The sequence below is a fragment of the uncultured Microbulbifer sp. genome, assembly GCF_947504145.1.
Lineage (GTDB): Bacteria > Pseudomonadota > Gammaproteobacteria > Pseudomonadales > Cellvibrionaceae > Microbulbifer.
In genome coordinates, this window is sequence record NZ_CANNGQ010000002.1 from 443,314 (window position 1) to 467,354 (window position 24,041).

Sequence of the window (24,041 nt, forward strand, 5' to 3'; positions counted from 1 at the left end):
TTCTCTCCACAGCCGCCGGTGCGGCTTGTCGGTGCCCGTTATCGTGGGCTTTCTGGCTAACTTGGGACCAGTGTGCCCGGAGTACACTGAATCCTTCCTGAACCAGCCCCGCAAGTTTGTTAACCCGTAGCCAAAAACCGAACTCGACCAATGTTTTGATCTGGTTCACGTTATTTGTTCCGCCCGGCGCCGGAAGGTAATATGCCGCCCGTGTATACCTCTGGCGGATCCCCGGCAATGCAAGTTTTTCACCATGTGGCCAGCCTGCGCGAAGCGCTGGGCCAGGCCCGCCGCGATGGCAAGACCATCGGTTTCGTACCCACCATGGGCAACCTCCACGCCGCCCACATCGAGCTGGTGAATCTGGCCCGGCAGCAGTGCGACCTGGTGGTGGTCTCCATCTTCGTCAACCGTCTGCAATTTGGCCTGAACGAAGACTGGGATACCTACCCCCGCACCATGCAGGAAGACATGGCCAAACTGCGTGCGGCAGATTGTGACTACCTGTTCCACCCGGAAGAGGCCGAGATCTACCCCAACGGTATGGACCAGCAGACCCGTGTGGTGTGCCCGGCCATGACGGATGTGCTGTGCGGTGCGAGCCGCCCGGGCCACTTTGAGGGGGTAACGACGGTTGTCGCCAAGCTGTTCAATATTGTGCAGCCGGACAAGGCGGTATTCGGCATCAAGGACTTCCAGCAGCTGGCGGTGATCCGCCGCATGGTCGAAGACCTGTGCATTCCGGTTGAGGTGGTTGCGGCACCGGTACATCGGGAAGAAGATGGCCTGGCAATGAGCTCACGCAATGGTTATCTCACCGAGGAGGAGCGGCCGAAGGTGGCGGTGTTGAACCAGTCGCTGAACTGGGCGCGTACAGAAATCGAAAATGGCCGCCGGGATTTCGCCGCACTGGAGGACGAGGCGAAAACACGGATTGAAATAGCGGGATTCAAGGTAGATTACTTTTCCATCTGTAACAGCAAGGATCTGCAACCCGCTGCACACGATGATCGCGCGATCACGCTACTGGGCGCTATGTACACCAGCGGTGCACGCCTGATTGATAACGTTTCTTTGAGTATGTAAAGGTAGGGATCTGTTTATGCAAATTGAGATGCTGAAGGGCAAACTGCATATGGCCGCGGTCACCCAGGCGGAGCTCTGGTATGACGGTTCCTGCGCGATTGATGAAGATCTGGTTGAGCTGGCTGGGCTGCGCGAGTTTGAGAAGATCGATATTTACAATGTTTCGAATGGGGAACGTTTTCACACCTACGTGATTCTCGCGGAGCGTGGTTCCGGGATTATTTCTATGAACGGTGCGGCGGCGCGTCGAGTACAGGTGGGAGATCGGGTGATCATCGCCGCCTATGCGCAGATGTCTGAATCTGAGGCAGATTCATTTAAGCCCAAGCTGGTTTATCTGGATGAGCGGAACCGGGTCGAGCGGAGCGCGAACACAATTCCTGTTCAGAAGTTAGAGTCGGTATAAATTGCTAAGTTAGCAGGGGAAACCTCGGTCGCCGATTCCTGTAGGTGAGGCCTGGGAGTCGGTTGTACCCATTCCTGGGTTGCTGGAGTGGTCGCGGATTGCCAGGCCGTGAGATTGTCAGTAGTATCATCGAAAAAAGTAGCGATGAAATGCGGGACAGACACCCTCCACTCAATGCCATGTTGTGCTTTGTCAGTGCAGCACGGACCCTCAACTTCAGCCGTTCGGCAGAAGATCTGTGTGTCACCCGATCTGCGATAAGCCGGCAAATCCGCGGATTGGAAGAGTTTCTCGGCCTTCAACTATTCGAACGCTGCAATAAAAATCTGGCGCTTACGTCGGCTGGTAAACAATACTTCGAAGCAATTGCCCCCTTATTTGTAGAGCTAAAAGCGGCAACCGATCGCTTGGTGACGGGACGGGCAGAACAAAGTTTCCGTCTGAATGTTTCCGCCACATTTAATGCGATGTGGCTAATGAGTCGCCTATCGAGCCTCGAAGCGCTTTCTCCCGGCTTCTCCATCTCCTTTATCACAAACAACGTCGATGCCAGCTACCCGGCACTGGATCTTGGCGGATCTATGGATGCTGCAATTCGCCTTGGCCGAGGAGACTGGCAGGACTGCCTGTTTGACAAGCTATTCGATATTCCCATTCAGATCATGGGCGCGCCAAAGCTGATCGGCCGGACCACGCCCTTTGAAAATCTGGAGTCGTTGGCCGAATACGACTGGCTGCACTATAAGCATCTGCCAGATTTGTGGCCCCAGTGGCTCGCCGCAGCGGGCGTTCCAGAACTGAAATCTAAGAAGCGCAATATCATTCTGGATAATGTGGCTGTAGCCTCCCAGGCCGCCGCAGATGGTTTGGGTTTGATCCCGATGTACATGCCTCTGACAGCGCCGCTTATCGCGGATGGCAGAGTGGCATGCGCACACAGTTTTGCCATGCTGAAGGAAGAATCTTACTACCTGCTCTATCCAAAAAATTATGCACAAAATCCGGCGACCGTTTTTTTCCGGAATTGGCTACTTCAAGAAGCCAATGCACCGGAGAGCGTTCATCCTTAAACCCGGGCCTGCTACCCCTGGCCTCAGGCTTCTAATCCCGTATCTTTTCACATTCTAGCGTCGCAAACTGGATTCAGTGGGCCTGGCTGGTCTCATGGCTTGCAAGGCTCGCGCGGTAGTGCGGCAGGGCTCGCCAGAGCAGCAAGGCGGAAATAGTGAGTGCACACCCGGGTGCCAGCACTAATGAATAACGCAGGAGGTTCGGGTCTTCAAACACGTAGTCCGTGGCGAGTGCAATGCTCAAGGGCCCCAGCCCCAACCCAATGATGTTGACGACAAACAGATACAGCGCCGATATTTGCCCGCGCATATTCGCCGGCACCACTTCCTGAATGGCCGCCGGCCCCAATCCCATCATAAAGTTGGTGAAATAGGTTGATATGGATAGCAGTATCAGTACGCCTGTGAGTGACGGCATCAACGGATAAAGCAGTGTTGGTGCCAGCCCCAGTAGCGCCGCATACAGTGCTGTGCGTGGTTTACCATCTTGCCGTCCGCGCTGCCCCAACCAATCTGCAATACGGCCGCCGCTGACGACACCTGCCGAGCCAAAGATCAAAACGATCAAGCCAAAGGCAAGGCCGGCTTCGGCGAACCCCAGTTGATGGGTGCGAATAAGAAAGCTCGGCACCCAGGCCACGGAACCGTAGCCGGCCAAGGATGCCAGTGCGGCGCCGAGAATCAGCAGGATAAGGGTGCGGCGGTTGTGCCGCAAGAACTGCCAGACATCTGCCAGTGGAATCGCAGTACCACCGGCGTTGGCGCGACGGGGTTCGCGCAGGGTGAGTACGAATGGAACCAGTAGCAGCCCGGGCAGCCCGACAGCCAGGAATACCAGCTGCCAGGAGCGGATTTCCCCAATGAGCGGAACCACCACGCTGTCTATATTCACCGCCCAGGCAACCACAGCGCCGCCGGCGATCAGTGCCAATCCGCCGCCGATATAAATACCCATGGAGTAGACACCGATGGCGGCGGCCAGGTTTTTGCGATCAACGCTATCGGCAATGAGGGAGTAAGCCGCTGGTGACAGTGAGGCCTCACCCACGCCAACGCCCATCCGCGCGACAAACAGTTGCCAGTACTGTCCTGCCAGGCCACAAACCGCTGTGGCTAAACTCCATAAGGTTAATCCAGTGGCGATAAGCCCGCGCCGGCTAACTGTATCGGCGAGGCGCCCCATCGGTAAACCAAGAATGGTGTAGAACAAGGCGAATGAAAGCCCCTGTAGCAAGCTCACCTGGGTGTCGGATATCCCCAGGTCGCGTTTCATCGGCTCCACTAACAGGCTAAGTATCTGGCGGTCAATAAATGAAAATGTATAGGCCACCAGTAGTATGCCGATCATATACCACGCATAGCGACTTGATTTTGCGGCGACTCTACCGGCAGCGATAGACTCGGCAACGGGAATTTTTAAACCTTCTGTGTGCATGTTGGGAACTCCGAATTAGTACGCGGCGCGGTAAATCTGCAGTGCATCCTGCTCTGATACCGTACGTGGATTGTTGACCAGCAACCTCTGCTGCTGCATGGCATCACGGGCCAGACCGCTCAGGCTCTGTTCCGGTACTTGGACTGCGCGCAACTGATTCGGGAGTTCCAGCTTTGCAATCAGCTGTTCAATGTAGTGAATCAAATCGAGACTTCTCTGCGTTGGGTCTGGGGCTACACCTGCGTCATTCTTCACTATGATCTCGGCCAGTTCCGAATAAAGCGGCGCCGCTACCGGTAAATTAAAGCGCATGACATGCGGTAATACGAGCGAATTACTGAGCCCGTGGGGGATATGAAAATGGCCGCCCAGCGGATAGGCGAGTGCGTGAACGGCGGCAACCGGCGCATTGGCAAATGCCTGCCCGGCGAGGAGCGAACCCAGTAGCATCGCACTGCGGGCGTCGCGGTTTTGTCCGTCGTAAACCACCGTCTCGATGTTACTGCTGAGTAACCTCAGAGCTTCTTTGGCAAGCATGTCTGAGTAAGGATTTTTTTTGATCGCACTGGTGTAGGCTTCGATCGCATGCACCATCGCGTCGATACCTGTGGCCGCGGTAACCTGCGGCGGTAGGCCGAGAGTCAGGTCTGCATCCAATAGCGCAATATCGGGCAACAACTGCGGCGACACCACTCCGGCTTTGGTGGTTTCACCGGTGGTGATAATGGCGATGGGCGTGACTTCTGAGCCAGTCCCTGCGGTAGTGGGGATTTGGATCAAGGGCAGCCGGCTACCCTTGATATTGCCCACGCCGTAAGCATCTTCCAATGCGAGTTGTGTGTGAAATAGTGCAGCGACCAGTTTGGCCACGTCCATCGAACTGCCGCCACCGAATCCAATCACACCGTCGATATTGTGGTCCCGCGCAAACTCGATGGCATCTTCGACAATAGATTCTGGCGGGTCTGCAACGACGTCGGTATACAGTAGACACTCAACGCCGGCCTTCGTCAGTGAGTCTACCGCTGACTGGTGCAGGCCTGCATCAACAAGGCCGCGGTCCGTTACCAGTAAAACCCGCAGAGTCCCCAGGTTCACGCTGAGCTCGCCGAGCCTGGCTATTGCGCCGGGTTCACAGACGATGGATTTACACGAGTCAAAATTGAAGTGCGACATGAAAAGCTACCGGATAAAAAGCGCAAGCGATCCGAGTTTCAAACATTAAGCATCGCTTGCGAAAAGGGAGTCACTGGTAGGTATGTGCAGGCGGAAATAATGCGTTGCCGCCTGCACACCAGATTTTTAGAAGTTGTATTTAGCGCGTGCGTAAAATACACGACCCAGAGGGCTGTGCTGTTTGGGATCGTAGCTAAGATTCGCGCCGTTATACGCGCGCGGCGGCGCCTCATCCAGCAGGTTCTGAATGCCGACGCTAAGAGTCGTTTCAGCGTCATCGCTCAGGCCAAACGCAAACCTCTGGCTGTACTGAGTATCCAGCGTTACAAAGGAATCTACACCCTGTTGTTCGGTGGATGGTACCGCTTGGCGCATGTCATAGCTGGAGGTGTAATTGACGTTCAGGCCAGCTGACTGGTTGTCGGACATCCAATTGATTGAGAGGTTTGCCTTGGTTTCTGGCATGGACCGCGCAAAATTGTCGTAGTTGAAGTAGCCGGCCGCTTCCACAGTGTCGCTCGCTTCATTAGTGAGTTCATAACTCAGGAAGCGCGCAATATTCAGTGTCGTTGACCACTGATCACTGATCTGCCAGATGGACTCAAAGTCAATTCCCGCCACGTCAACACTGGAGGAGTTGAAGTACTCGACGTTGATTCCGGACAGGTTGCCGAACTGATCGCGCTGAATGTCAGACCCATTCAGGTTGGCCAGTAGTTTGCCTTGAGCATTTTCTACGGTAATAAGGTTGGTGTAATCAACACGCCAGTAATCAAGCTTGAAATCCAGGTTGTCAGTTGGCTGGAAAATAACACCAAGGTTGTAGTTTTCAGACTCTTCGGGTTTCAGCGCTTCAGAACCCGTAGCGGCTACACGAATAAACGCAACACCGCCTTTGGTTGTGCCATCGGCGTTGAAATCTTGAATGCCGTTGAGGGTGACTGCCGTCGCGTATTGCTGTGATAGCGAAGCCTGGCGAAATGCTGTGCTTGCTGAGGCGCGCAGTGTCCATTGATCTGAAATCTGCCAGCGAGCGGCAAGCTTCGGGTCGAAGCTGCTATCGGTATCCAGATTTTCATAGCGCAGCGCGCCGGTAAGCTCGAGATTGTCGGTAAGCGGTGCTTTGACCTCGGTAAATATGGCCGCCCCACTGCGAGAAACATCCACATGAGACAGGCCACCCAAGAAAATAAGGTCGACAGGGACTGGGTTACCATTGGCGTCTTTTTTGAGCTCGTAGACATCATCAGTATCCACAGCGAAGCCTTCGTTACGAACCTGTACCCCGGTCGCAAAGCTCAGCGTTCCAGCAGGTAGTTCGATGAGATCTCCACTGATAACCGCATCCCATACCAGAAGGTCGGTTTCACGAGTTGCTTTGGTTTCATAGGAAAAATCGTCGATCACACCCGGGCTATTACTGGTCGGAGAGAATGGGTTGAACCATTCGTCATTGTTCGGGCCGCCGGTTCCGCTGAGACCCGCAAGCAACCGGGACTTGAGCGTGTCTTGTTGAAACTGTGTGTAACTATTGGCGCTGTAGGTTAGCGCGGTATCCCAAGACAGGCCGCCGGCGGTATCTCCGGTTAACTGCACTGAGGTGCGCAGCGTATCGTTCTCACGCGCTGCAGTCGGAGGTTCAAAGCCGGCACCCAGCGGGCGGCCGAGCCAAATAACCGGTACACCGAACGGGTTGCCGGGGTGATCTGAACCGATAACGGGGAATGTCAAATCTGGATAGCTGGGCGACTGCGGATTGTCGGTGACTTCGCTCGTTGAGTATCCGAGTTCCGCAAATAACTCCACTCCACCGGTGAACTGTTGGGTCAGATTGCCGTATACCTGCGCGTGGTTCTCTGTATTAACCAGGTTGTAATATTCGCCGTAGTGAAAGCCACAGTTTACACCGCTGGGCTGCGGAATCAGCACACCTTCCTTATTGTCGGTACACCCAGCATCCGGTACCGACTCGAAGGGCATATAAGTGCCGGCGTATGCGCCGCTGGCCACCGTGACTGGTGCTGCGGCATAAGGAAGAAAGGAGTTTCCGAGCGAGCTGATGGCATTGTCGACAAGTTCGGGCCGATCCGCTCCATTGAGTGGCGTGCGGTCAAGATAATGCGCGGAGATAGTAAAGCGCGTATCGTCATCTCCACCACCCCAGACCATGCCAAAATTTGTATCCTGCTGGCCGCCATCGCTCGTCCTGCGAACGCCACCGTTTATTTCAACACCCTCGAAATCGCTGCGCAGAATAAAGTTTACTACACCGGCAACCGCGTCGGACCCGTATGCAGAAGCGGCGCCCTCTTTCAGTACTTCCACGCGTTCAATGGCATCGACTGGAATCGTGCTGGTATCGACAAATACGCTCCCGTCATTGCTGAGAGCCCCGGATATAGTTTGTCGCCGGCCATTGATCAGCACCAGGGTGGAACTCAGACCCAAACCACGCAGATTTACGTTCGAAGTACCCTGGGTTGAACCCTGAGTAAAGGAATCAGCCTGATTTTCTGAACCGGAGATTAAAGGCAGTTTGGCAATCACATCGGCTACCGTCGTGGCTCCGATGGAATCGATAAACTCACGGCCCACTACTTGAACCGGAACCGCCGCATCGCCAGGTGATGACTTGATATAGGATCCGGTCACCAGAACCTCTTCTAGAACGCCGTTATCCTGTGCCGCGACAACGCTGGATCCGCCCGAGATGACTAGGGATATGGCAACGCCCAGTGTTTTTTTATTAGAAAATCTTGTATTCATCGCTATCTCTCTTTTTATTAAAACGGTTGTAGTTATGGTTACCTCAACTGTTACTGCGCAGTCAGACTTATATTCTAATTAGAATCAATTTCTTGCTCTCTCTTTCCTGCCGATACGCGCATTGCGCGTAATACCGTTGCGCACTCCGACAGCGCCAGCCGGCACTGGCTCAAAGTGCCAAAGTTGATAAATCCGTGAAACATGTCGGTATAGCATGAGTGGCGGACGGCGCTACCAGCGCGTCTCAGTTTTTCCGCATACGCCGCACCCTCGTCTCGCAGTGGGTCGAATCCCGCGGTCAACACAAACGCCGGGGGGAGATTGCTGTGATCTGCAGCGTGTAATACGCGAAATCGCCAGTCGTCGTCTTCGCTATGTGAAATGTAATGGTTGTGGAACCACTCCAGCCCCGCTTGCGTAAGCAGAAGGCCATCCGCAAATAGTTTTCGACTGGGCGTCGCTGCATTGCCTTCCGTGCAAGGATAAATTAATAGTTGCAGGCTCGGGCGTGGGAGTTTTTGATCGCGATTCAGTAGACAGGCTACCGCCGCAAGGTTCGCCCCAGAGCTATCACCACCGATTGCGAGGCGGCTCGCATCCAGGCCCAGTGTGGAGGCTCGCTCGTGAATCCAGTTAAACGCATTTTGAGTATCGTAAACTGCACTTGGAAACCGGTGTTCCGGCGCAAGCCGATACTCCACTGAAACGATCGCGCAGCCAGAAAGTGCCGCGAGTTGAGCGAGACAGTTGTCATAACTATCTATACTGCCGAGAACGAAACCACCGCCGTGAAAGTAGACCAGTGCTGCGAGCGGATACTCATCGTTAACTTCCGGTAAGTAGATCCTTGCAGGTAATGTGCAGTCGGTCAGATCAACGGAGATATCGCGACGAAGGACGCCACTGGGGTTCTCGTGATCCCATGGGTTTCCGCGCACCAAACGCTGTTCGCGTACTTGACTGGGGTGGTACTCGACCATGGCAGGTAGGCTGTTGATCGCCCGCAAGATGTCGCGTCCCTCGGAAGCAACTTCAATCGCGGCCAGAGGGGTGCTGGATATATAAGTCTCACCAGCAGTCTGTTCCGCGAGTGGTTTGAGGTCCAAATTTTGAAGCCAATGAAGGCTTCTATCTTCGGCAACTTCTAAATCGAACATGTGGGACACTGCTCCGAATACCGTTTTTGTTATATCAATTGAGGTTGGCGCGTACAGCCATAATGGCGTGGGGTGAGCAACCGACACAAGCGATTAAAACTTGACAGTTTGTTGCGTGAAACGCGACAACGACCAACAGGAGGCGATTCCATTGCACCCTGTGGTTCCTGGAATTCAACTGATCAAGTGTCATGAAATTCCCTGGTGCATTTCCGGCAACAGCTGTTGAAATTTGGTTGCTTGACCGGCAGTCGAGCAATTAACACTATTGACCCTGCCATCGGGGGCCGCGGTAATCGCGGTTGTGATACGTATATTGACTGGACAAGTAATGCTTCACTTAAATGACCAATCGTTACTGAGAACTAGAGCATTTGTGGCTGGAAGCTGGGTTGAAGAACCTGAACTGGGGGAATTCTCAGTATTCAATCCCGCAGACGATAAGGTACTTGCGTCAGTTGCCAACACCGGCCCGAAAACGGCAAATACCGCGATTGAAAAGGCCGTGGTGGCAATGGAGGGCTGGAAGCGGCGTACAGCGAAAGATAGAGCGCATATTCTGCGCAAGTGGTTCGACCTGATTCTTACGAATGCGGAAGATTTGGCACTCATAATGACGGCCGAGCAGGGTAAGCCACTTGCGGAGTCCCAGGCTGAAATTCGTTATGCCGCGTCCTTTGTTGAGTGGTTTGCGGAAGAGGGTAAACGTGCCTATGGCGACGTAATACCCGCGCATGCGCCGGATTTGCGCTTGCTAACCCTGAAGCAGCCAGTTGGTGTAGTAGCGGCGATTACACCGTGGAACTTCCCGAGTGCGATGATTACACGCAAGGCGGCACCGGCACTGGCCGCCGGGTGTGCGCTGGTGATCAAACCCGCCGCTGAGACGCCGCTCTCCGCGCTGGCATTGGCGGAATTGGCACATAGGGCTGGATTCCCGGATGGGCTTATCAACGTTGTTGTCGGCACGGATGCAGTGGGAATTGGTGGAGTGCTCAGTGGCCATCCGCAGGTGCGTAAACTGACGTTTACAGGGTCCACTCGAGTGGGAAAACTGCTCATGGCGCAATGTGCGGCAACCGTCAAAAAAACATCGATGGAGCTTGGGGGCAATGCGCCTTTTATCATTTTTGATGACGCGGACCTGCGTGCGGCAGTTGCCGGTGTCATGGCTTCTAAGTTTCGCAATGCGGGGCAGACCTGTATCAGTGCGAATCGAATTCTGGTGCAGGAGGGTATATATCCCGACTTCGTTAGAGAGTTAACCCGCGCCGTAAAAGCATTGAGGCTAGGCGATGGGAGGGATCCGGATACCGATATTGGCCCACTAATTGATGGCGCGGCGCTGGACAATGTTGACTCCCTGGTTAGGAATGCCCTGGATGGCGGTGCCATGGCGATGGCGGGAGGCCAAGCGTCTGTTCTAGGTGGGCAGTTTTATGAGCCTACGGTGCTTGTCGATGTCACCCCCGAAATGCGGGTATTCCGCGAGGAAATATTTGGTCCGGTTGCGCCTGTTGTGCGGTTTTCTTCCGAAGCCGACGCGATCGCGATGGCAAATGATACGAGCGCAGGATTGGCGAGTTACATCTATACGCAAAATGTTTCGCGAATTTTCCACATGGCGGATGTTTTGGATTATGGGATGGTCGGTATCAACGAGGGAATGATTTCTACCGAAGTCGCCCCATTTGGTGGCATGAAAGAATCTGGTGTCGGTCGGGAAGGCTCCAAGTACGGCATCGACGACTATCTCGAGATTAAGTATCTGTGTATCCGCGGTGGTTGAGCACTGGTGACGTTGCCATGTGCGAGTTTGTGAATATTAACAAGCATTGATAATGCAAGGGTTGAGGCGATAAAGTGGCCAGGAATTACCCACCGCTGAACGCGCTGTTGTTTTTTGTTACTGCTGCGCGCACTTTGAGCTTTACGCGAACAGCGGAAGAACTCTTTGTTACTAGATCTGCAGTGAGCCGGCAAATCAAGGGGCTGGAAGATTTTCTCAGTGTCGGCCTGTTTCATCGGGCCAAATCTGGATTGGAGCTGACCCCGGCGGGTGTTAGTTATGCCAATGCGCTATCTCTTTGCTTTGCCGATATAAAATTGGCAACCGATACAATCATGGGGCAGCAAGGAGAGAGAAAATTCAAACTCGGGCTTTCAGCCACCTTTAATTCAACCTGGCTGATCGGGCGTTTGAACAGACTCTATGATTTACATCCGGAACTGGCCGTCGCTTTTGTAACCAATGCGCTGGATACTACGGAAGAGTCGGTAGACTTTAGTAGTGGGATAATGGACGCAGCCGTGCGATTGGGTAATGGAAAATGGGCAGGGTGTCAGAGTGATAAGCTGCTGGATATCCATATTCAACTGGTGTGTGCTCCTGAACTATTGCGTGCACCAGATGCGGTAATGTCGTTGTTCGAACTGGAAGCTCAACCATGGTTGGGGTACAAGCACCTTCCCGAGTTGTGGTCAAATTGGCTCGCGGAAGCGGGGTGTGGCAGTTCGGTTCTGGCGCGCAAGCGAGTGATGACCTTTGACAATGTGGCGGTGGCGGTGCAGGCAGCAGTGGACGGACTCGGGATCATTCCCATGTATCGGCCGCTAGTTGACCCTTTGCTCGATTCAGGAAAATTAGTCGTAGCACACGATTTTAAAATGCTTAGCGAGAAAGCATACTATTTTGTATGCCCTTCTAATTATACCGCTCACAAACCGACGGTACTATTTCGAGAGTGGATTATTGCGGAAGCGGAAATGTTTATGCGTCGGCGGTTTTTGCCTTCTGGCGAGTAGAAGCTAGACAAAACGATAAACGACTTAGCTGGATCTTTCTGTCATTAACCTTGCCTTCAGTGTCATATTGGTGAGGCTGGAGACCTCCGGAGCCGCACAAGCCCGGCTCCGGAGGGAGTTCGTCGAATCTAATACCTGCAGATCAATACATTCGATTACGGACAGCTGCCCGCTTCAAAGTAGCCTTCACTGGTTTCTGATACAGTGGTGTAAGAGAAGGGCCCGGCAAACGCCAGTTCCTCACCACTGCCTTTTGCATAGTAATGATAGACCCAATTGAAGTACCAAACCGTTGCTCGCTGGGGAGTGCTGTTGTAGTGGTAGGTGTTGGTTGTTGTGTATTCTTTACATGTCCAGGCACTGCAGGCCAAATCACTGCCACTACAGTTCTGATCAATGCCGTCATCACATATCTCAATCGCATCGGGGTTGATGTTGGCATCCTGGTCATTGCAGTCGCTGCCGGAGCTGAACCCATCGCCGTCGCTATCAACCCCAGAAGAGCCACCAATTCGACGATTGTTGTCAAAAAACCATTGGGTTACGTAGTTGGGGTAGTCAACTTTGGTGTTGACGAAGTAGCCGAAGTTGCCGCCATTTCCCGTAGACCAATCGTGTCCCATGCCGCTGACTGAAATTCGAGATACCCGAGGTCCAGTGGTGTCTGAAAATATGACTTTGGTGCCACCGTTTGCGATGCTGGTCGCCAGCCCTTGTATGGGCGCGCCGTATACGAGGCTCATTATTTCTGCGCCATGTTGATTGAAGCCCGGTGCCACGGTGGAGTCTGAGCTACCGTGAATAGTTGAATAGATTTGTGTGGCGAGATGTGGAGCGTTACTGCCGGCTAAATTATTGCAATGCGCTGCTTTACTGGTGTCCGAGTAATTCCAGGGTACGCTGGAATATTGATAGACGCTCGTGCCTAGTCCCGGGCCTGCGGAGCTACCGACACCTGAAAAAATATCCGGAGCGAGGCAGGCGATAACATTGGCTTGTCCGCCGCCGGAAGAAAACCCGGTGATGTAAACCTGGTTTGGGTCAATATTCAGTGCGGGCCGGCTAATCAGGTCAATCGCTAGGTTGATGATTTCGTTGTTGTGTTTGTTGCTTCGGGTATGACTCTCGCCATAGTAATCCCAGCAGCTCATATTTGATGCACCATTTCCCGGGACATCTGGCAGGGCGACAACCATTCCGAACTGATCGGCCGTGGGCTTCCAGTCCGCATTATTCTTCATGTCGGTGTTGCTCATGGAGCAGCCGTGAAGATTTATCATCAGTGCGCGTTTATTGTTTACAAGTGGTTGAGTTGTCGGCAGGTAAATATGTACGGAGTCCATACCCGCAAGGTAGTATTCCGTAGTCCAGCTGCCGGCATGTGATTGCATAGAAATCAACAGATTCAATGCCGTGAGCATGTATATGATTCGGAAGAGCTTTCTATTTGATGGTTGTGATTTTTGTTTCATTATTCTCACCATGTTTATAATGTATTGTTATAGTTAGGTCGGTTTTGAAGTGAACTGTACAAATACTCCTGATGCATTTAGGTGTTTGTTTGTGAAATTTGATGCTCAACAATCATCCGAATCGGGTCAAGTGATTTAAAGTAACCAGGTGTCAACCTGAGATCACCAGAATTTAAGTGTGCTTTTCGGTTTTACTTTGACGAGTGCGCGACACTTGGCTGTGTTTGTTTTTTGTTCTGCACGGAGGTGTGACGTATAAACGCCGGGGGATTTGCCTGGTTTCTGGCGGGCGCTGTCACGTTGAATTTCTCATGGATGTTCGGGTTCTCACCGCCTACCATAGACTTACCCAATTGGTAGGAGCCCACTCAACCCAATGCCACCTCTGACAAGTCCGAAAACCGATGAAATCATCCCGTGGGATCAGCTGCTAAAAAGCGGCTGCCGAATTTTTCTGGGCTCTCACGCCGCCGTGCCCAACGCATTGATGACTGACCTTGTTGCCAATAGCCGGGGCCTCCATGACATTGAAGTGACCCACGTATTTACCCTCTCTGACAACTTCTGGGCTGAGCGCAAATACGCCGAACTGTTCACCGTCAACGCCCTGTATATCGGCGGTACCGCGGTGCGCAATGCAGTGGCGGAAGGGCGTGCGGATTACACACCGACCTTCCTTTCCGAAGTGCCCAAGCTGTTCGGTGATCATGTACTGCCATTGGATGCAGCATTGATCATGGTCAGCCCGCCCGATGAGCTGGGGTACTGCTCTTTGGGCGTGAGCGTGGATGTGGTTTCCTCTGCGGTAGAAAATGCCCCGGTGGTGATTGCCCAGGTAAACCCGGCGATGCCTCGTACCAGCGGCCATACGTTTATTCATCGCGATCAGATCCACGCCTGGATGACGGTTGAAACACCTATCCCAGAGTCGCCACCGCCAGAAATGGATCAGGCGGTGGAGCAGATCGGGCAGTATGTATCGGTGCTGGTGGAGAATGGCTCCACCCTGCAGATTGGTATGGGTAAAGTCCACGATGCGGTATTGCGCTATCTGGGGAACCACAAAGACCTGGGCATACATTCGGAAATGATTTCTGACGGTGTGGCACAACTGATGAAAAGCGGTGTAATCAATAACCGCAAGAAAACCTTTCATAAGGGCAAGACCATCACCAGTTATTGCATGGGGTCGAAAATGCTATACGACTTTGTCGATGGTAATCCCCATGTGGAGCTCTACCCCGCGGAGCATGTCAGCTCGCCGGTTAAAATCGCCCGCAATGAAAAGATGGTGGCGATCAACAGTGCCATCGAAGTGGATTTGACCGGACAGGTAGTTTCCGACTCCATCGGCAGTTTGCTGTATAGCGGTATCGGCGGGCAGGTGGATTTTATTCGTGGTGCCGCACTGAGCAAGGGAGGAAAGCCGATCATTGCGCTGCCGTCTACTGCGAAAGACAAGGATGGTAAATTGATCTCCCGTATCGTCGCGTCGCTTACTCCTGGCGGGGGCGTGGTGACGTCCCGTGCGCATGTGCACTATGTGGTAACCGAATACGGTATCGCTTCACTGCGCGGAAAGAGCGTGCGCGAACGCACCCTGGAAATGATCCGCATCGCCCACCCGGATTTTCGCCGCGCGCTGTTGGAGAAAGTGCGCGAGTTCTACTGGGTGCCGGAATACCAGGAGCAGGCGCCCACTGCGGTACCTGAATTGGGCCCGGTCGACCAAAAACGCTATACGTTTGACGGCATCCGCTATACCTTGCGCCCCCTGCGCCCTTCCGATGAACGGCGGCTTCAGGAATTTTTCTACACCCACAACAAAGAAACCCTGATGATGCGTTACAACCACCATGTAACGCAGATGTCCCGGGAGAAATCCTGCAATCTGGTCAGTGTTGACCAGCGCAAAGATCTCGCACTGTGCTTTACCGACCTGGATGGGGCCAGTGAAGTTATCCAGGGGGTGGGGCGCTATTACTTTTACGAAGCGAGCAATAGCTGCGAAGTCGCCTTCGTTATTAAAGAGAGCCGACGTGGCCAGGGCATCGCCACCACCCTGCTGAAAGAAATGGAAACCGTCGCCCGCGCGCGGGGTATCGAGAAGATGTTTGCCTGTGTGCGCCGGGACAATACACCCATGCTCAAAATTTTTGAAAGCAACGGTTTTGTTTCCCGGGTGGGTGACAGTATGGACGAGCTCTATCTGGAACTGGATTTGTCCGCCGGTAATACACAAGAACAAAAGGACTGAACTGCGCATGGCCACCGTCGGATTTTTTTCCAGTCCCGCTTGTAGTAAACACGATATGGGCGGTGAACAGCCCGAGTGCCCGGAGCGCCTCGATGCCATCCAGGATCAACTGCTCTCCAGCGGCATGGAGTTCGTCCTGCGCTTCTTCGATGCCCCACAGGCGACTCGTGAACAGATCGAGCAGGTGCATACCCCGGAATATGTCGAATCCATTTTCGCCCGCGCCCCCAGTGAGGGTATCGAAGTGCTCGACGAAGACACTCGCATGTGCCCCCACACCCTCGCCGCCGCTCTCCACGCCGCCGGCGCCGCCGTGGACGCTGTGGACAAGGTCATTGCCGGCGAACTCAATGCCGCCTTCTGCGCCGTGCGCCCCCCGGGGCACCACGCCGAGCGCGACAAAGCCATGGGCTTCTGCCTGTTCAATAACATCGCCATCGCCGCCGCCCACGCCCGTGCGCAGTACGGCCTCGACCGCGTCGCCATCCTCGACTTCGACGTCCACCACGGCAATGGCACCGAAGACTTCGTGGCCGGTCGCGAGGGCTACCTGCTCTGCTCCAGCTTTCAGTCCCCTTACTACCCGTTCACCGGGACCGGCGAACTGCCGGATAACATCGTCAACTCGCCTCTCGAGGCCGGTGCCGGTGGCGATGCCCTGCGCGAAGTCGTCGAAAAACAGTGGCTGCCGGCGCTGGAGAAATTCCGGCCGCAGATGCTGTTTATCTCCGCCGGGTTTGATGGGCACGTGGAAGATGCCATGGCGCAGTTGCGCTTTAAGGAGGAAGATTATTTGTGGGTCACAGAAAAGCTGCGAGAGTACGCAGACCAGCACTGCGAGGGGCGAGTTGTCTCGGCTCTGGAAGGCGGCTATGCGCTGTCCGCCCTCGGCCGCAGCGTGGTCGCCCACCTGAAAGGTCTGATCGGCAGCTGAATCCCAGCCGCCACACACCCACATAGTGGATGCCTCAACCCCAGAAAAAAGGCACCAGAATCCAACCCAAAACTGGGAATCCGCAAACTCCGCACGCTATGATGAAGTGATAGAAGGGGTGACAGCGTTGTCATTCCGTGGTCGCCAATGGTATAACTTATCGGGATAAATGCCCTCACGCCGCCCTCCGGGATCGCTCTCCAGAGCACTTTCCGGTAAGCCCGGCCCGGGGCGTAATAGCGATGACCGCGTCAAAGTGACTGCCCACTAACCGCAGCACTCAAAGGAAGACGCAGCAGCCCGATAATACTAATAAGGGAGAAAACGATGTCTGAAGTGCACACCTACCCGGTGCCCGAAGCCTTTGCCGCTAACACCCTCGTCACGAGTGACGACTACCAGCGCATGTACCAGCAGTCCGTGGAAGACCCACAGGCCTTCTGGTCGCAACAAGCCAACGATTTCCTGCAGTGGAGCAAGCCTTTCACCAAAGTGGTGGAAGAGGATCTGACCAAAGGCCACGCGGCCTGGTTTGCCGACGGCGAGCTGAATGTTTCCGTCAACTGTATCGATCGCCATCTTCCCGCGCGCGCCGACCAGACTGCATTTATCTGGGAAGGGGACGACCCCGCCGACAGCAAAAAAATCACCTACAGCGAACTGCACGAACAGGTCTGCCGGCTGGCCAACCTGCTTAAGGCGCGCGGTGTGAACAAGGGCGATCGCGTTTGTATCTACATGCCGATGATCCCCGAAGCCGCCTATGCCATGCTCGCCTGTGCCCGTATCGGCGCTGTGCACTCCGTGGTCTTCGGCGGCTTTTCGCCAGACTCTCTGAAAGACCGCATTCTCAATTCCGATTGCCGTCTTGTAATCACCGCCGACGAAGGCGTGCGCGGCGGTCGCAAGGTGCCGCTGAAAGCCAATGTCGATAAGGCTCTGGCCAGCTGCCCTGATGTACACACCGCCATCGTGGTCAAGCGCACCGGCGCCAATGTGGACTGGGACAGCAAGCGCGACATCTGGTACGAAGAGTCTGTCGCCGAGCAAAGCACCGAGTGCGAACCCGAAGCGATGAACGCGGAAGACCCGCTGTTTATCCTCTATACCTCCGGCTCCACCGGCAAACCCAAAGGGGTGCTGCACACCACCGCCGGCTATCTGCTGATGTCCACCATGACCTTCAAATATGCCTTCGATTACAAGGAAGGCGATGTGTTCTGGTGCACCGCGGATGTGGGCTGGATTACCGGCCACAGCTATATCGTTTATGGCCCGCTGGCGGCCGGTGCCATCTCGCTGATGTTTGAAGGCGTGCCGACCTATCCCGATGCCTCGCGCTGCTGGCAGGTGGTCGAAAAGCACAAGGTAAACACTTTTTACACCGCGCCTACTGCCATTCGTGCACTGATGGGCGCGGGCGATGATTTCGTCACCAAGTGCGACCGCAGCTCCCTGAAACTGCTCGGCACCGTCGGCGAGCCGATCAACCCGGAAGCCTGGGAGTGGTATAACGATGTGGTGGGCGAGAAGCGCTGCCCGATCGTGGATACCTGGTGGCAGACCGAAACCGGTGCCCACCTGATCACCCCGCTGCCCGGCGCCACTGCGCTCAAGCCCGGCTCCGCCACCAAGCCCTTTTTCGGTGTGCAACCGGCACTACTGGATGAAAAAGGCCAGGAGATCGAAGGCGAGGGCGAGGGTGCGCTGGTGATGAAGGCCAGCTGGCCGAGCATGATCCGCAGTGTGTATGGCGATCACCAGCGCATGATCGACACCTACTTCTCCACCTTCCCCGGTACTTACTTTACCGGCGACGGCGCGCGCCGCGACGCGGACGGTTACTACTGGATTACCGGGCGCATCGACGATGTGCTGAACGTCTCCGGCCACCGTCTGGGTACCGCGGAAATCGAAAGTGCCATCGTGCTGCACGAGGACACCGCCGAGGCTGCGGTGGTGGGCTACCCCCACGACATCAAGGGGCAGGGCATTTATTGCTACGTCACCCTGAAAAACGGTCGCGAGCCATCCGAGGAGTTGCGTAAGGAGCTGATCAACCTGTGCGTGCAGGAAATCGGCCCCATTGCCAAACCCGACATCATCCAGTGGGCCCCGGGGCTGCCGAAAACCCGTTCCGGCAAAATCATGCGGCGTATCCTGCGCAAGATCGCCAGTAACGAGCTGGATTCCCTGGGGGATACCTCGACCCTGGCCGATCCTTCCGTAGTGGATGAGCTGGTGGACCACCGGGCTAACCGTTAATAGCCAAGTGCACGTTCACTGAGCGCTGAAACGAAAAACGCCGGGCATTGCCCGGCGTTTTTGTTCCACCTGCTTTTTATCAGTAGGTGTAGCTGAAGCCCAGTTCGTAAGTGGATCCGTACTCATCGTACTGGGACAGACGGCTCTCATTGCCGAAGTAGTAGAACTCCGGGCGGTCGTTGAGGTTCATGGCGGCCGCATTGATGGTCAGGTTGTCATTGACTTCGTACTTGGCGGTCAGGTCAACCTGCATGAAGTCACTGGTGTAGCGATCGGTCAGTGCGCTGTCGCCGAGCTCATCCAGGTACTTGTCGCGGTAGTTGGCCGCCAGGCGGACATCCCAGGCACCCTTGTCGTAGCCGACCGCCAGGTTGGCGGTATTGCGCGCCTGCTTCACGTAGGGTGTGCTGCGGTCGCCGTAGGCGGAATCCGCGGGAAGGTCGGTCTCACCATCGGCAAAGGTGTAGTTGATCATCGCCAGCATGCCGTTGTCCCAGGCGTGCTGCAGAGCCAGTTCCGCACCCCAGATGCGGCTGTCGTCGGCATTGATGGTGGTTTCCATGCGGTCCCACACCTGGCCGCGCAGTTCGGCGTCGCTTGCGCTGACTTCGACGATCGCGTCCTGGATGTCCTTGTAGAACAGGCCGGCGCCGATAAAGGTGCCTTCGCCTACGTAGTACTCGTAGCTGACGTCCAGGTTCCACGCGGTGGTCGGATCCAGGTAGGGGTTGCCGCCCTCGATCTCGTTGTCTTCCAGATCGATTTTCGCTCCGGCGCTGGCCTCACCAAAGCCCGGGCGCACCAGGGAGCGGAATGCGCCGAGGCGCAGAATCTGGTCGTCGGCAAGTTGCAGTTGCACGTTCAGCGAGGGCGCGAGGAAGCCGTAGTCGTTGTCGTAAGCAACGTCGCCGGCGTAGGCATCGCCATCGAACTGCTTGCCGCGATAGGTTGCGCGGGTGTCTTCGTAGCGCAGGCCGTAGACGTAGGTGGCGAAGTCGGTGGTGGTGGTGGCCATCAGGTAGCCGGCGAAAATATTTTCTTCGGCATACCAGTCGGCGGCGATGGACTCCTCCTCCTCGTCACCGCTCATTTCGTACAGATCGCCGGGCGCCCGGCAGCTAGTGCCGTCGGACAGGGCAAAGCTGCCATTGCCCAGGGTCGGAATCAGGTCGCGCACGCCGTCATAGGTAGGCGAGGGGCCGTGGTTGTTGCCGAAGTAATCGCCGATCACACGGTTGTCGTGTTCCGCCAGGGTGACATCGTCAATGGGCTCGTAGCCGCAGAAGTCGAATTCGTTGTCCTTATCCCGCTGGCGATACTTGATGCCGTATTGCAGTTCGGTGACGTCGTTCAGTTCCAGGTTCATATCCACCCGCAGGCCGAAGTCCTGGTCGGTAGACAGGGCCGTTTCACTTTCCAGCGCCTTGAGGAAATAGTTCTGCGGATCGTACAGCTCCGGCGCGTAGTTCAGCACCGGCTTTTTCGGATCGCTGTTGTCGTAGGTCATCGGCGTGTCGAGCTCGATGCTGCGGTAGATGGCGTTCCACTTGTTGGTGTCGTCCTGCTCCGCTTGCGAGCCGAAAATTTCTGCCTTCAGGCTGCTGCGCTCGCTCAGCTGGAACTCACCGCCGAACTGGGCAGAGCTGATGCTGCGCACTTCGACCCGCGGGCGGGATTCGGTATCCATACGCTGGGTGGGGTAGGTGGCGATGTCGCCTTCGATAATGGCGTCATCCTCCAGTGAGCGGGTTTCCCACTTGGCGCGATCTTCGGTATCGGTGTATTCGTTGTGGAAGAAACGCGCGAAGTAGCTGTTGCCGCTGTCGGCCTGGTAATCGAAATTCAGTACAACACCCTGGCGCTCGCGCTCCAGGTCGTAGTGGCGCATTTCAAAATCGGAATCGATGGCCTCGTCGGACCAGCCGCCGGTTTCATTGTTGCGCGCGACGATGCGACGGCTCTGGTCGCTCACCACCATGGCCACACCGAGCTCGCCGTCCTGCATGCGGAAGCGGTTGGTGGCAGTCACCGCCAGTTTGGGGTTGTTCGCGTCTTTGGTCAGCTCGTTGTAGGACGTCTGGGCTTTTACCTTGCTGTGGAAGCCGTCGTATTTGAAGGCGCTGATGGTTTCCAGATCAATGGCGCCGCCGATGGTGTCTGCGTCGAGGTTCGGGGTCAGGGTCTTGTACACGGTCATGGAGTCGAGCATGTCCGAGGGAACACCGTCCAGCATCACGCCGCGGCGATTCTCCGGCGAGGCGGTGCTCACACCGTTGATGGTCATGGCGTTCAGGTCGGTGTTCATACCGCGCACCGAGACGTAGCGGCCTTCACCCTGGTCGTTTTCCACCATGATGCCGGGAAGGCGGCGCAGGGACTCGGAGACGTTGGTGTCGGCGAAGTTGCCCATGGCGTCAGAATCGACAACGCTGGATACTTTGTCGGATGCGCGCTGTTTTTCCAGTGCGTTGGCCAGTGCTGCACGGGAGCCGCCGTACACTTCGACCTCCTCCATGCTTTCGCCACTCTCTTGGGCCATGGTGGCGCCGGAGACGGCAACCCCAATCACCAGTGCGAGCAGTTTTTGCTCGCCGAAAAATTTCCGATTATTGTGTGTGTTCTGGCGCATGGGGGCTCCTTAGTCTGTTTCCCTGAGCAGTCGATACTGGTGTACAACGTTGATTTACAGGCCGGGGAGACTAGGGCGTTTTTGTTGCAGTGCGGTGAACGTACTGTGACATTGGCGTGCTGATTGTGAATTGAGGCTCGCGTTGGTTGGTGGTGCGGCTGAGTATTGAGGGAAGAAATCGGGTTGCTCTCTGCACTAAACTGGGTTTTGTCGGACGACAGAAATTCAGGAATCCCTCGAACTGGAGACGTTATGTACAAGATTCTCGTTATTCTCGATAAACCAAAGCACGAGCAGGTCGCTTTGCAGCGGGCGCTGGACCTGGCGAAAAATGCGGGAGCAATGTTGCATCTGGTGAGCTTTGTGTACGAGCCGGTGGTCTCCATTCCCCTGTTGTCCGGTTCCATTCTCAATATCAGCGACCAGATCCAGCAGGAGCGCGCCACGTGGTTGCAAACCCTGCAAAGCGAGCAGTCCCTGCCCGAAGGTTCCACCGCTGAAGTCATCTGGCACCACGACATCCCCAACTGGACGCTGGAATACCTCAGCCAGAACCGCGTCGACCTGGTGGTGAAAACCGCGCAGAAACAATTTGGCCGCGGTGGCTTTGGCTCCATCGACTGGCGTCTGATCGAACACCTGACCAAACCGCTGTGGCTTGCGGTCGAGACCCACTGGATAAAGCACGACCGTGTTGTTGCCGCGCTGGATCCGGCCGTCGAAAATACCCTGCACGTGCAGCTCAACCAGCGTGTGCTCGCTTTGGGCGCGGAAATGAGTGAACATCTGGGCGTGGACCTGGAAGCCGTGGCCTGTGTGCCGGCCTCGCAAGAAGTCGCCGATCTGGACGAATTCCGCGAACACACCGGTGCCCTGCTGGATGCCGTGGATCAAGTCATTGCCGATAGCGGCGTGACCTGCAATAAAACCCATTTCGTCACCGGTAAACCCGCCGCAGAAGTTAATCGTGTGGTGGACAGAAACAAGGCGCGAGCCATTCTGGTAGGGCGCGGTGTGCGCAAGGGGCCGAAGGGCTTCCTGCTGGGGAATACCGCCGAACGTATTCTCGGCCGTGCCAATACTGATGTGGTGGTTGTGCCCTAAGCGTGAAGCGAACATTCAAACCCGCAGGCAAATAACAATAAGCGAGAACCTCATGACACTGCGTCTCTGGACAACTTTCACATACATTGCACTGCTGGCTTTTTCCGCTCAGGCGGATACCCAGCAGGAGCAGCCTGGTTACGATGGGCAGTTGGCCGCGGAGCTTGGCGCGGACAACTACGGTATGCACCGCTACGTGATGGCGCTGCTTAAAGCCGGCCCCAATCGGGACCTGGACAAGAAAGCCGCCGCAGAATTACAGCGTGCGCATATGGCGAATATCCAGCGCCTTGCGGAAGAGGGCGTTCTGGTGCTGGCCGGGCCGTTTCTGGACGGCGGTGCGCTGCGCGGAATCTATGTGTTTGATGTGGACACCGTGGAGGAAGCAAAAAAACTCACCGAAACCGACCCCGCAGTAAAAGCCGGCAGCCTGGTGATGGAACTGCATCCCTGGTACGGTTCCGCCGCCATAAAATCCATCAACGACCTGCACAAACGCATCGCCAAACAGGCGCCGTAACTTCGCAGTACGCTAAAAAAACATTGCCGGAACTGTATTGCCGGAGGAAAAGGAATTACCTGTGAACGAGCAGCAGTACCTCTGTGACCACTACCGTTTTAATGCCGAACAGCGCCTCAAAGCATTTAATTTCTTCGTGGTGCTTTCCATGTTTGCCGACGGTGGTGTTTTTACCGCGGTAGAGAAGAGTTTTGACCCTCTGATTCTGGTGCTGTTGGGTGGGTTTGTGGTGATTGTCTCCGGTGTGTTCTGGGTGATGGACCTGCGCAGCCGCGAGCTGCTGAATCTGGCCATACCGGGATTGCGCGCCATCGAACAGGAGCTTCCGGAAGCGGCGCGGGTATTCAGCCGAGATCTGGATACCCAGCATCGGTTTATCCGCTACACCTTCGCGATTCGCGCGCTGATCCTGGGGCAGTTCCTGTTTGGTGCCGCGGTGGTTGTGTACGGCACCCTCGCTTTTTTCGGACTGATCTGATCTCCAGCGGGCCTTCTATACTGATTTTCCGGATACGGGAATCAGGACTCACTTTGGAAGGGAGAACGAAACATGCTGGACCATATCGGTCTGATCGTGCACGACTACCAGCGCAGCAAAGGGTTTTATCAACTGGCACTCTCCCCCCTCGGCTATGAGCTGGTCTCGGAAATGGCCGGTTGGGCGGGCTTTGGCTGGGGCGGTAAACCGCAACTGTTGATCAAGGGCGGCTCCAGTACCACACCCGCCGTGCATATCGCGTTCAGTGCCGAAGACCGCGAAACGGTGCAGGCATTTTACGACAGAGCGCTGGAAGCCGGTGGCAAAGACAATGGCGCCCCGGGGTTGCGCCCGGAATATCACGAGCACTACTTCGGTGCCTACGTGCTGGATCCGGATGGCAACAATATCGAAGTGGTCTGTCACATTCCCGCCGATGCATTTTAGGGCATTAACTTTATCTCGCTGCCTGCGTCATTTG

General features: G+C 55.4%; 18 protein-coding genes. 12 read left to right on the forward strand and 6 right to left on the reverse strand.

What is annotated here, in order from left to right; genetic code table 11:
* Positions 1-237: 237 nt before the first annotated feature.
* The 3 genes from panC to Q1A74_RS08475 all read left to right on the forward strand — a co-directional run bounded on the left by panC (position 238) and on the right by Q1A74_RS08475 (position 2,562).
* The gene (panC, locus tag Q1A74_RS08465; protein ID WP_299594639.1) at positions 238-1,086 is read left to right on the forward strand and encodes a pantoate--beta-alanine ligase; all 849 of its coding nucleotides are present in this window, start codon (positions 238-240) and stop codon (positions 1,084-1,086) included.
* Between the two features lie 16 nt (positions 1,087-1,102).
* Positions 1,103-1,492, forward strand: a complete 390-nt coding sequence (panD, locus tag Q1A74_RS08470; RefSeq protein ID WP_299594641.1) for an aspartate 1-decarboxylase — start codon at positions 1,103-1,105, stop codon at positions 1,490-1,492.
* A 98-nt stretch (positions 1,493-1,590) separates the two neighbouring features.
* Entirely contained in the window at positions 1,591-2,562 is a 972-nt protein-coding gene (locus Q1A74_RS08475; protein ID WP_299594643.1) for a LysR substrate-binding domain-containing protein, read from the forward strand.
* A gap of 73 nt (positions 2,563-2,635) precedes the next feature.
* On the opposite strand, the gene Q1A74_RS08480 is transcribed toward Q1A74_RS08475, so the two are convergent.
* The 4 genes from Q1A74_RS08480 to Q1A74_RS08495 all read right to left on the reverse strand — a co-directional run bounded on the left by Q1A74_RS08480 (position 2,636) and on the right by Q1A74_RS08495 (position 9,096).
* On the reverse strand, positions 2,636-3,997 hold the full coding sequence (locus Q1A74_RS08480; protein WP_299594645.1) for an MFS transporter: 1,362 nt from the start codon (positions 3,995-3,997) through the stop codon (positions 2,636-2,638).
* A 15-nt stretch (positions 3,998-4,012) separates the two neighbouring features.
* On the reverse strand, positions 4,013-5,173 hold the full coding sequence (locus tag Q1A74_RS08485) for an iron-containing alcohol dehydrogenase (RefSeq protein ID WP_299594647.1): 1,161 nt from the start codon (positions 5,171-5,173) through the stop codon (positions 4,013-4,015).
* A gap of 126 nt (positions 5,174-5,299) precedes the next feature.
* Positions 5,300-7,939, reverse strand: a complete 2,640-nt coding sequence (locus Q1A74_RS08490; protein ID WP_299594649.1) for a TonB-dependent receptor — start codon at positions 7,937-7,939, stop codon at positions 5,300-5,302.
* A 74-nt stretch (positions 7,940-8,013) separates the two neighbouring features.
* Positions 8,014-9,096, reverse strand: a complete 1,083-nt coding sequence (locus tag Q1A74_RS08495; protein ID WP_299594651.1) for an alpha/beta hydrolase — start codon at positions 9,094-9,096, stop codon at positions 8,014-8,016.
* A 376-nt stretch (positions 9,097-9,472) separates the two neighbouring features.
* Between Q1A74_RS08495 and Q1A74_RS08500 the strand changes: the two genes are divergently transcribed.
* Positions 9,473-10,885 (forward strand): NAD-dependent succinate-semialdehyde dehydrogenase, encoded by a 1,413-nt coding sequence (locus tag Q1A74_RS08500; protein ID WP_367275369.1) that lies wholly within the window; start codon positions 9,473-9,475, stop codon positions 10,883-10,885.
* Between the two features lie 74 nt (positions 10,886-10,959).
* Positions 10,960-11,901 carry a LysR substrate-binding domain-containing protein gene (locus Q1A74_RS08505; protein WP_299594655.1) on the forward strand — a complete coding sequence of 314 codons (942 nt, stop codon included), beginning with the start codon at positions 10,960-10,962 and terminating at the stop codon, positions 11,899-11,901.
* A 155-nt stretch (positions 11,902-12,056) separates the two neighbouring features.
* Here the strand turns inward: Q1A74_RS08505 and Q1A74_RS08510 are convergent, their stop codons facing one another.
* Positions 12,057-13,373: a PHB depolymerase family esterase gene (locus Q1A74_RS08510; RefSeq protein ID WP_299594657.1), complete on the reverse strand. Its 1,317-nt coding sequence runs from the start codon at positions 13,371-13,373 to the stop codon at positions 12,057-12,059.
* Between the two features lie 376 nt (positions 13,374-13,749).
* On the opposite strand from Q1A74_RS08510, the gene Q1A74_RS08515 reads away from it, so the two are divergent.
* From Q1A74_RS08515 to acs, 3 genes are all read left to right on the forward strand, one after another.
* The gene (locus tag Q1A74_RS08515) at positions 13,750-15,630 is read left to right on the forward strand and encodes a GNAT family N-acetyltransferase (RefSeq protein WP_299594659.1); all 1,881 of its coding nucleotides are present in this window, start codon (positions 13,750-13,752) and stop codon (positions 15,628-15,630) included.
* Positions 15,631-15,637: 7 nt separating this feature from the next.
* Entirely contained in the window at positions 15,638-16,564 is a 927-nt protein-coding gene (locus Q1A74_RS08520; RefSeq protein ID WP_299594661.1) for a histone deacetylase family protein, read from the forward strand.
* A gap of 327 nt (positions 16,565-16,891) precedes the next feature.
* Positions 16,892-18,829, forward strand: a complete 1,938-nt coding sequence (acs, locus tag Q1A74_RS08525) for an acetate--CoA ligase (RefSeq protein WP_299594663.1) — start codon at positions 16,892-16,894, stop codon at positions 18,827-18,829.
* Positions 18,830-18,908: 79 nt separating this feature from the next.
* Here the strand turns inward: acs and Q1A74_RS08530 are convergent, their stop codons facing one another.
* Positions 18,909-21,458 carry a TonB-dependent receptor gene (locus Q1A74_RS08530; RefSeq protein WP_299594665.1) on the reverse strand — a complete coding sequence of 850 codons (2,550 nt, stop codon included), beginning with the start codon at positions 21,456-21,458 and terminating at the stop codon, positions 18,909-18,911.
* Between the two features lie 252 nt (positions 21,459-21,710).
* Here Q1A74_RS08530 and Q1A74_RS08535 point away from each other — a divergent pair, with 252 nt between their 5' ends.
* From Q1A74_RS08535 to Q1A74_RS08550, 4 genes are all read left to right on the forward strand, one after another.
* Positions 21,711-22,562: a universal stress protein gene (locus Q1A74_RS08535; protein ID WP_299594666.1), complete on the forward strand. Its 852-nt coding sequence runs from the start codon at positions 21,711-21,713 to the stop codon at positions 22,560-22,562.
* 52 nt (positions 22,563-22,614) lie between these two features.
* Positions 22,615-23,082, forward strand: coding sequence for a YciI family protein (locus Q1A74_RS08540; protein WP_299594668.1), 468 nt, complete (start codon positions 22,615-22,617; stop codon positions 23,080-23,082).
* Positions 23,083-23,143: 61 nt separating this feature from the next.
* Positions 23,144-23,560, forward strand: a complete 417-nt coding sequence (locus tag Q1A74_RS08545; protein WP_299594670.1) for a hypothetical protein — start codon at positions 23,144-23,146, stop codon at positions 23,558-23,560.
* A gap of 72 nt (positions 23,561-23,632) precedes the next feature.
* The gene (locus Q1A74_RS08550) at positions 23,633-24,007 is read left to right on the forward strand and encodes a VOC family protein (protein ID WP_299594672.1); all 375 of its coding nucleotides are present in this window, start codon (positions 23,633-23,635) and stop codon (positions 24,005-24,007) included.
* Positions 24,008-24,041: the final 34 nt, after the last annotated feature.

Excerpts from the sequence above, each read along its gene's own strand:
- panC (WP_299594639.1), top strand. The coding sequence starts at position 238 with ATGCAAGTTTTTCACCATGTGGCCAGCCTGCGCGAAGCGCTGGGCCAG.
- panD (WP_299594641.1), top strand. The coding sequence starts at position 1,103 with ATGCAAATTGAGATGCTGAAGGGCAAACTGCATATGGCCGCGGTCACC.
- Q1A74_RS08480 (WP_299594645.1), bottom strand. The coding sequence starts at position 3,997 with ATGCACACAGAAGGTTTAAAAATTCCCGTTGCCGAGTCTATCGCTGCC.
- Q1A74_RS08485 (WP_299594647.1), bottom strand. The coding sequence starts at position 5,173 with ATGTCGCACTTCAATTTTGACTCGTGTAAATCCATCGTCTGTGAACCC.
- Q1A74_RS08490 (WP_299594649.1), bottom strand. The coding sequence starts at position 7,939 with ATGAATACAAGATTTTCTAATAAAAAAACACTGGGCGTTGCCATATCC.
- Q1A74_RS08495 (WP_299594651.1), bottom strand. The coding sequence starts at position 9,096 with ATGTTCGATTTAGAAGTTGCCGAAGATAGAAGCCTTCATTGGCTTCAA.
- Q1A74_RS08510 (WP_299594657.1), bottom strand. The coding sequence starts at position 13,373 with ATGAAACAAAAATCACAACCATCAAATAGAAAGCTCTTCCGAATCATA.
- Q1A74_RS08515 (WP_299594659.1), top strand. The coding sequence starts at position 13,750 with ATGCCACCTCTGACAAGTCCGAAAACCGATGAAATCATCCCGTGGGAT.
- Q1A74_RS08520 (WP_299594661.1), top strand. The coding sequence starts at position 15,638 with ATGGCCACCGTCGGATTTTTTTCCAGTCCCGCTTGTAGTAAACACGAT.
- acs (WP_299594663.1), top strand. The coding sequence starts at position 16,892 with ATGTCTGAAGTGCACACCTACCCGGTGCCCGAAGCCTTTGCCGCTAAC.
- Q1A74_RS08530 (WP_299594665.1), bottom strand. The coding sequence starts at position 21,458 with ATGCGCCAGAACACACACAATAATCGGAAATTTTTCGGCGAGCAAAAA.
- Q1A74_RS08535 (WP_299594666.1), top strand. The coding sequence starts at position 21,711 with ATGTACAAGATTCTCGTTATTCTCGATAAACCAAAGCACGAGCAGGTC.
- Q1A74_RS08540 (WP_299594668.1), top strand. The coding sequence starts at position 22,615 with ATGACACTGCGTCTCTGGACAACTTTCACATACATTGCACTGCTGGCT.
- Q1A74_RS08550 (WP_299594672.1), top strand. The coding sequence starts at position 23,633 with ATGCTGGACCATATCGGTCTGATCGTGCACGACTACCAGCGCAGCAAA.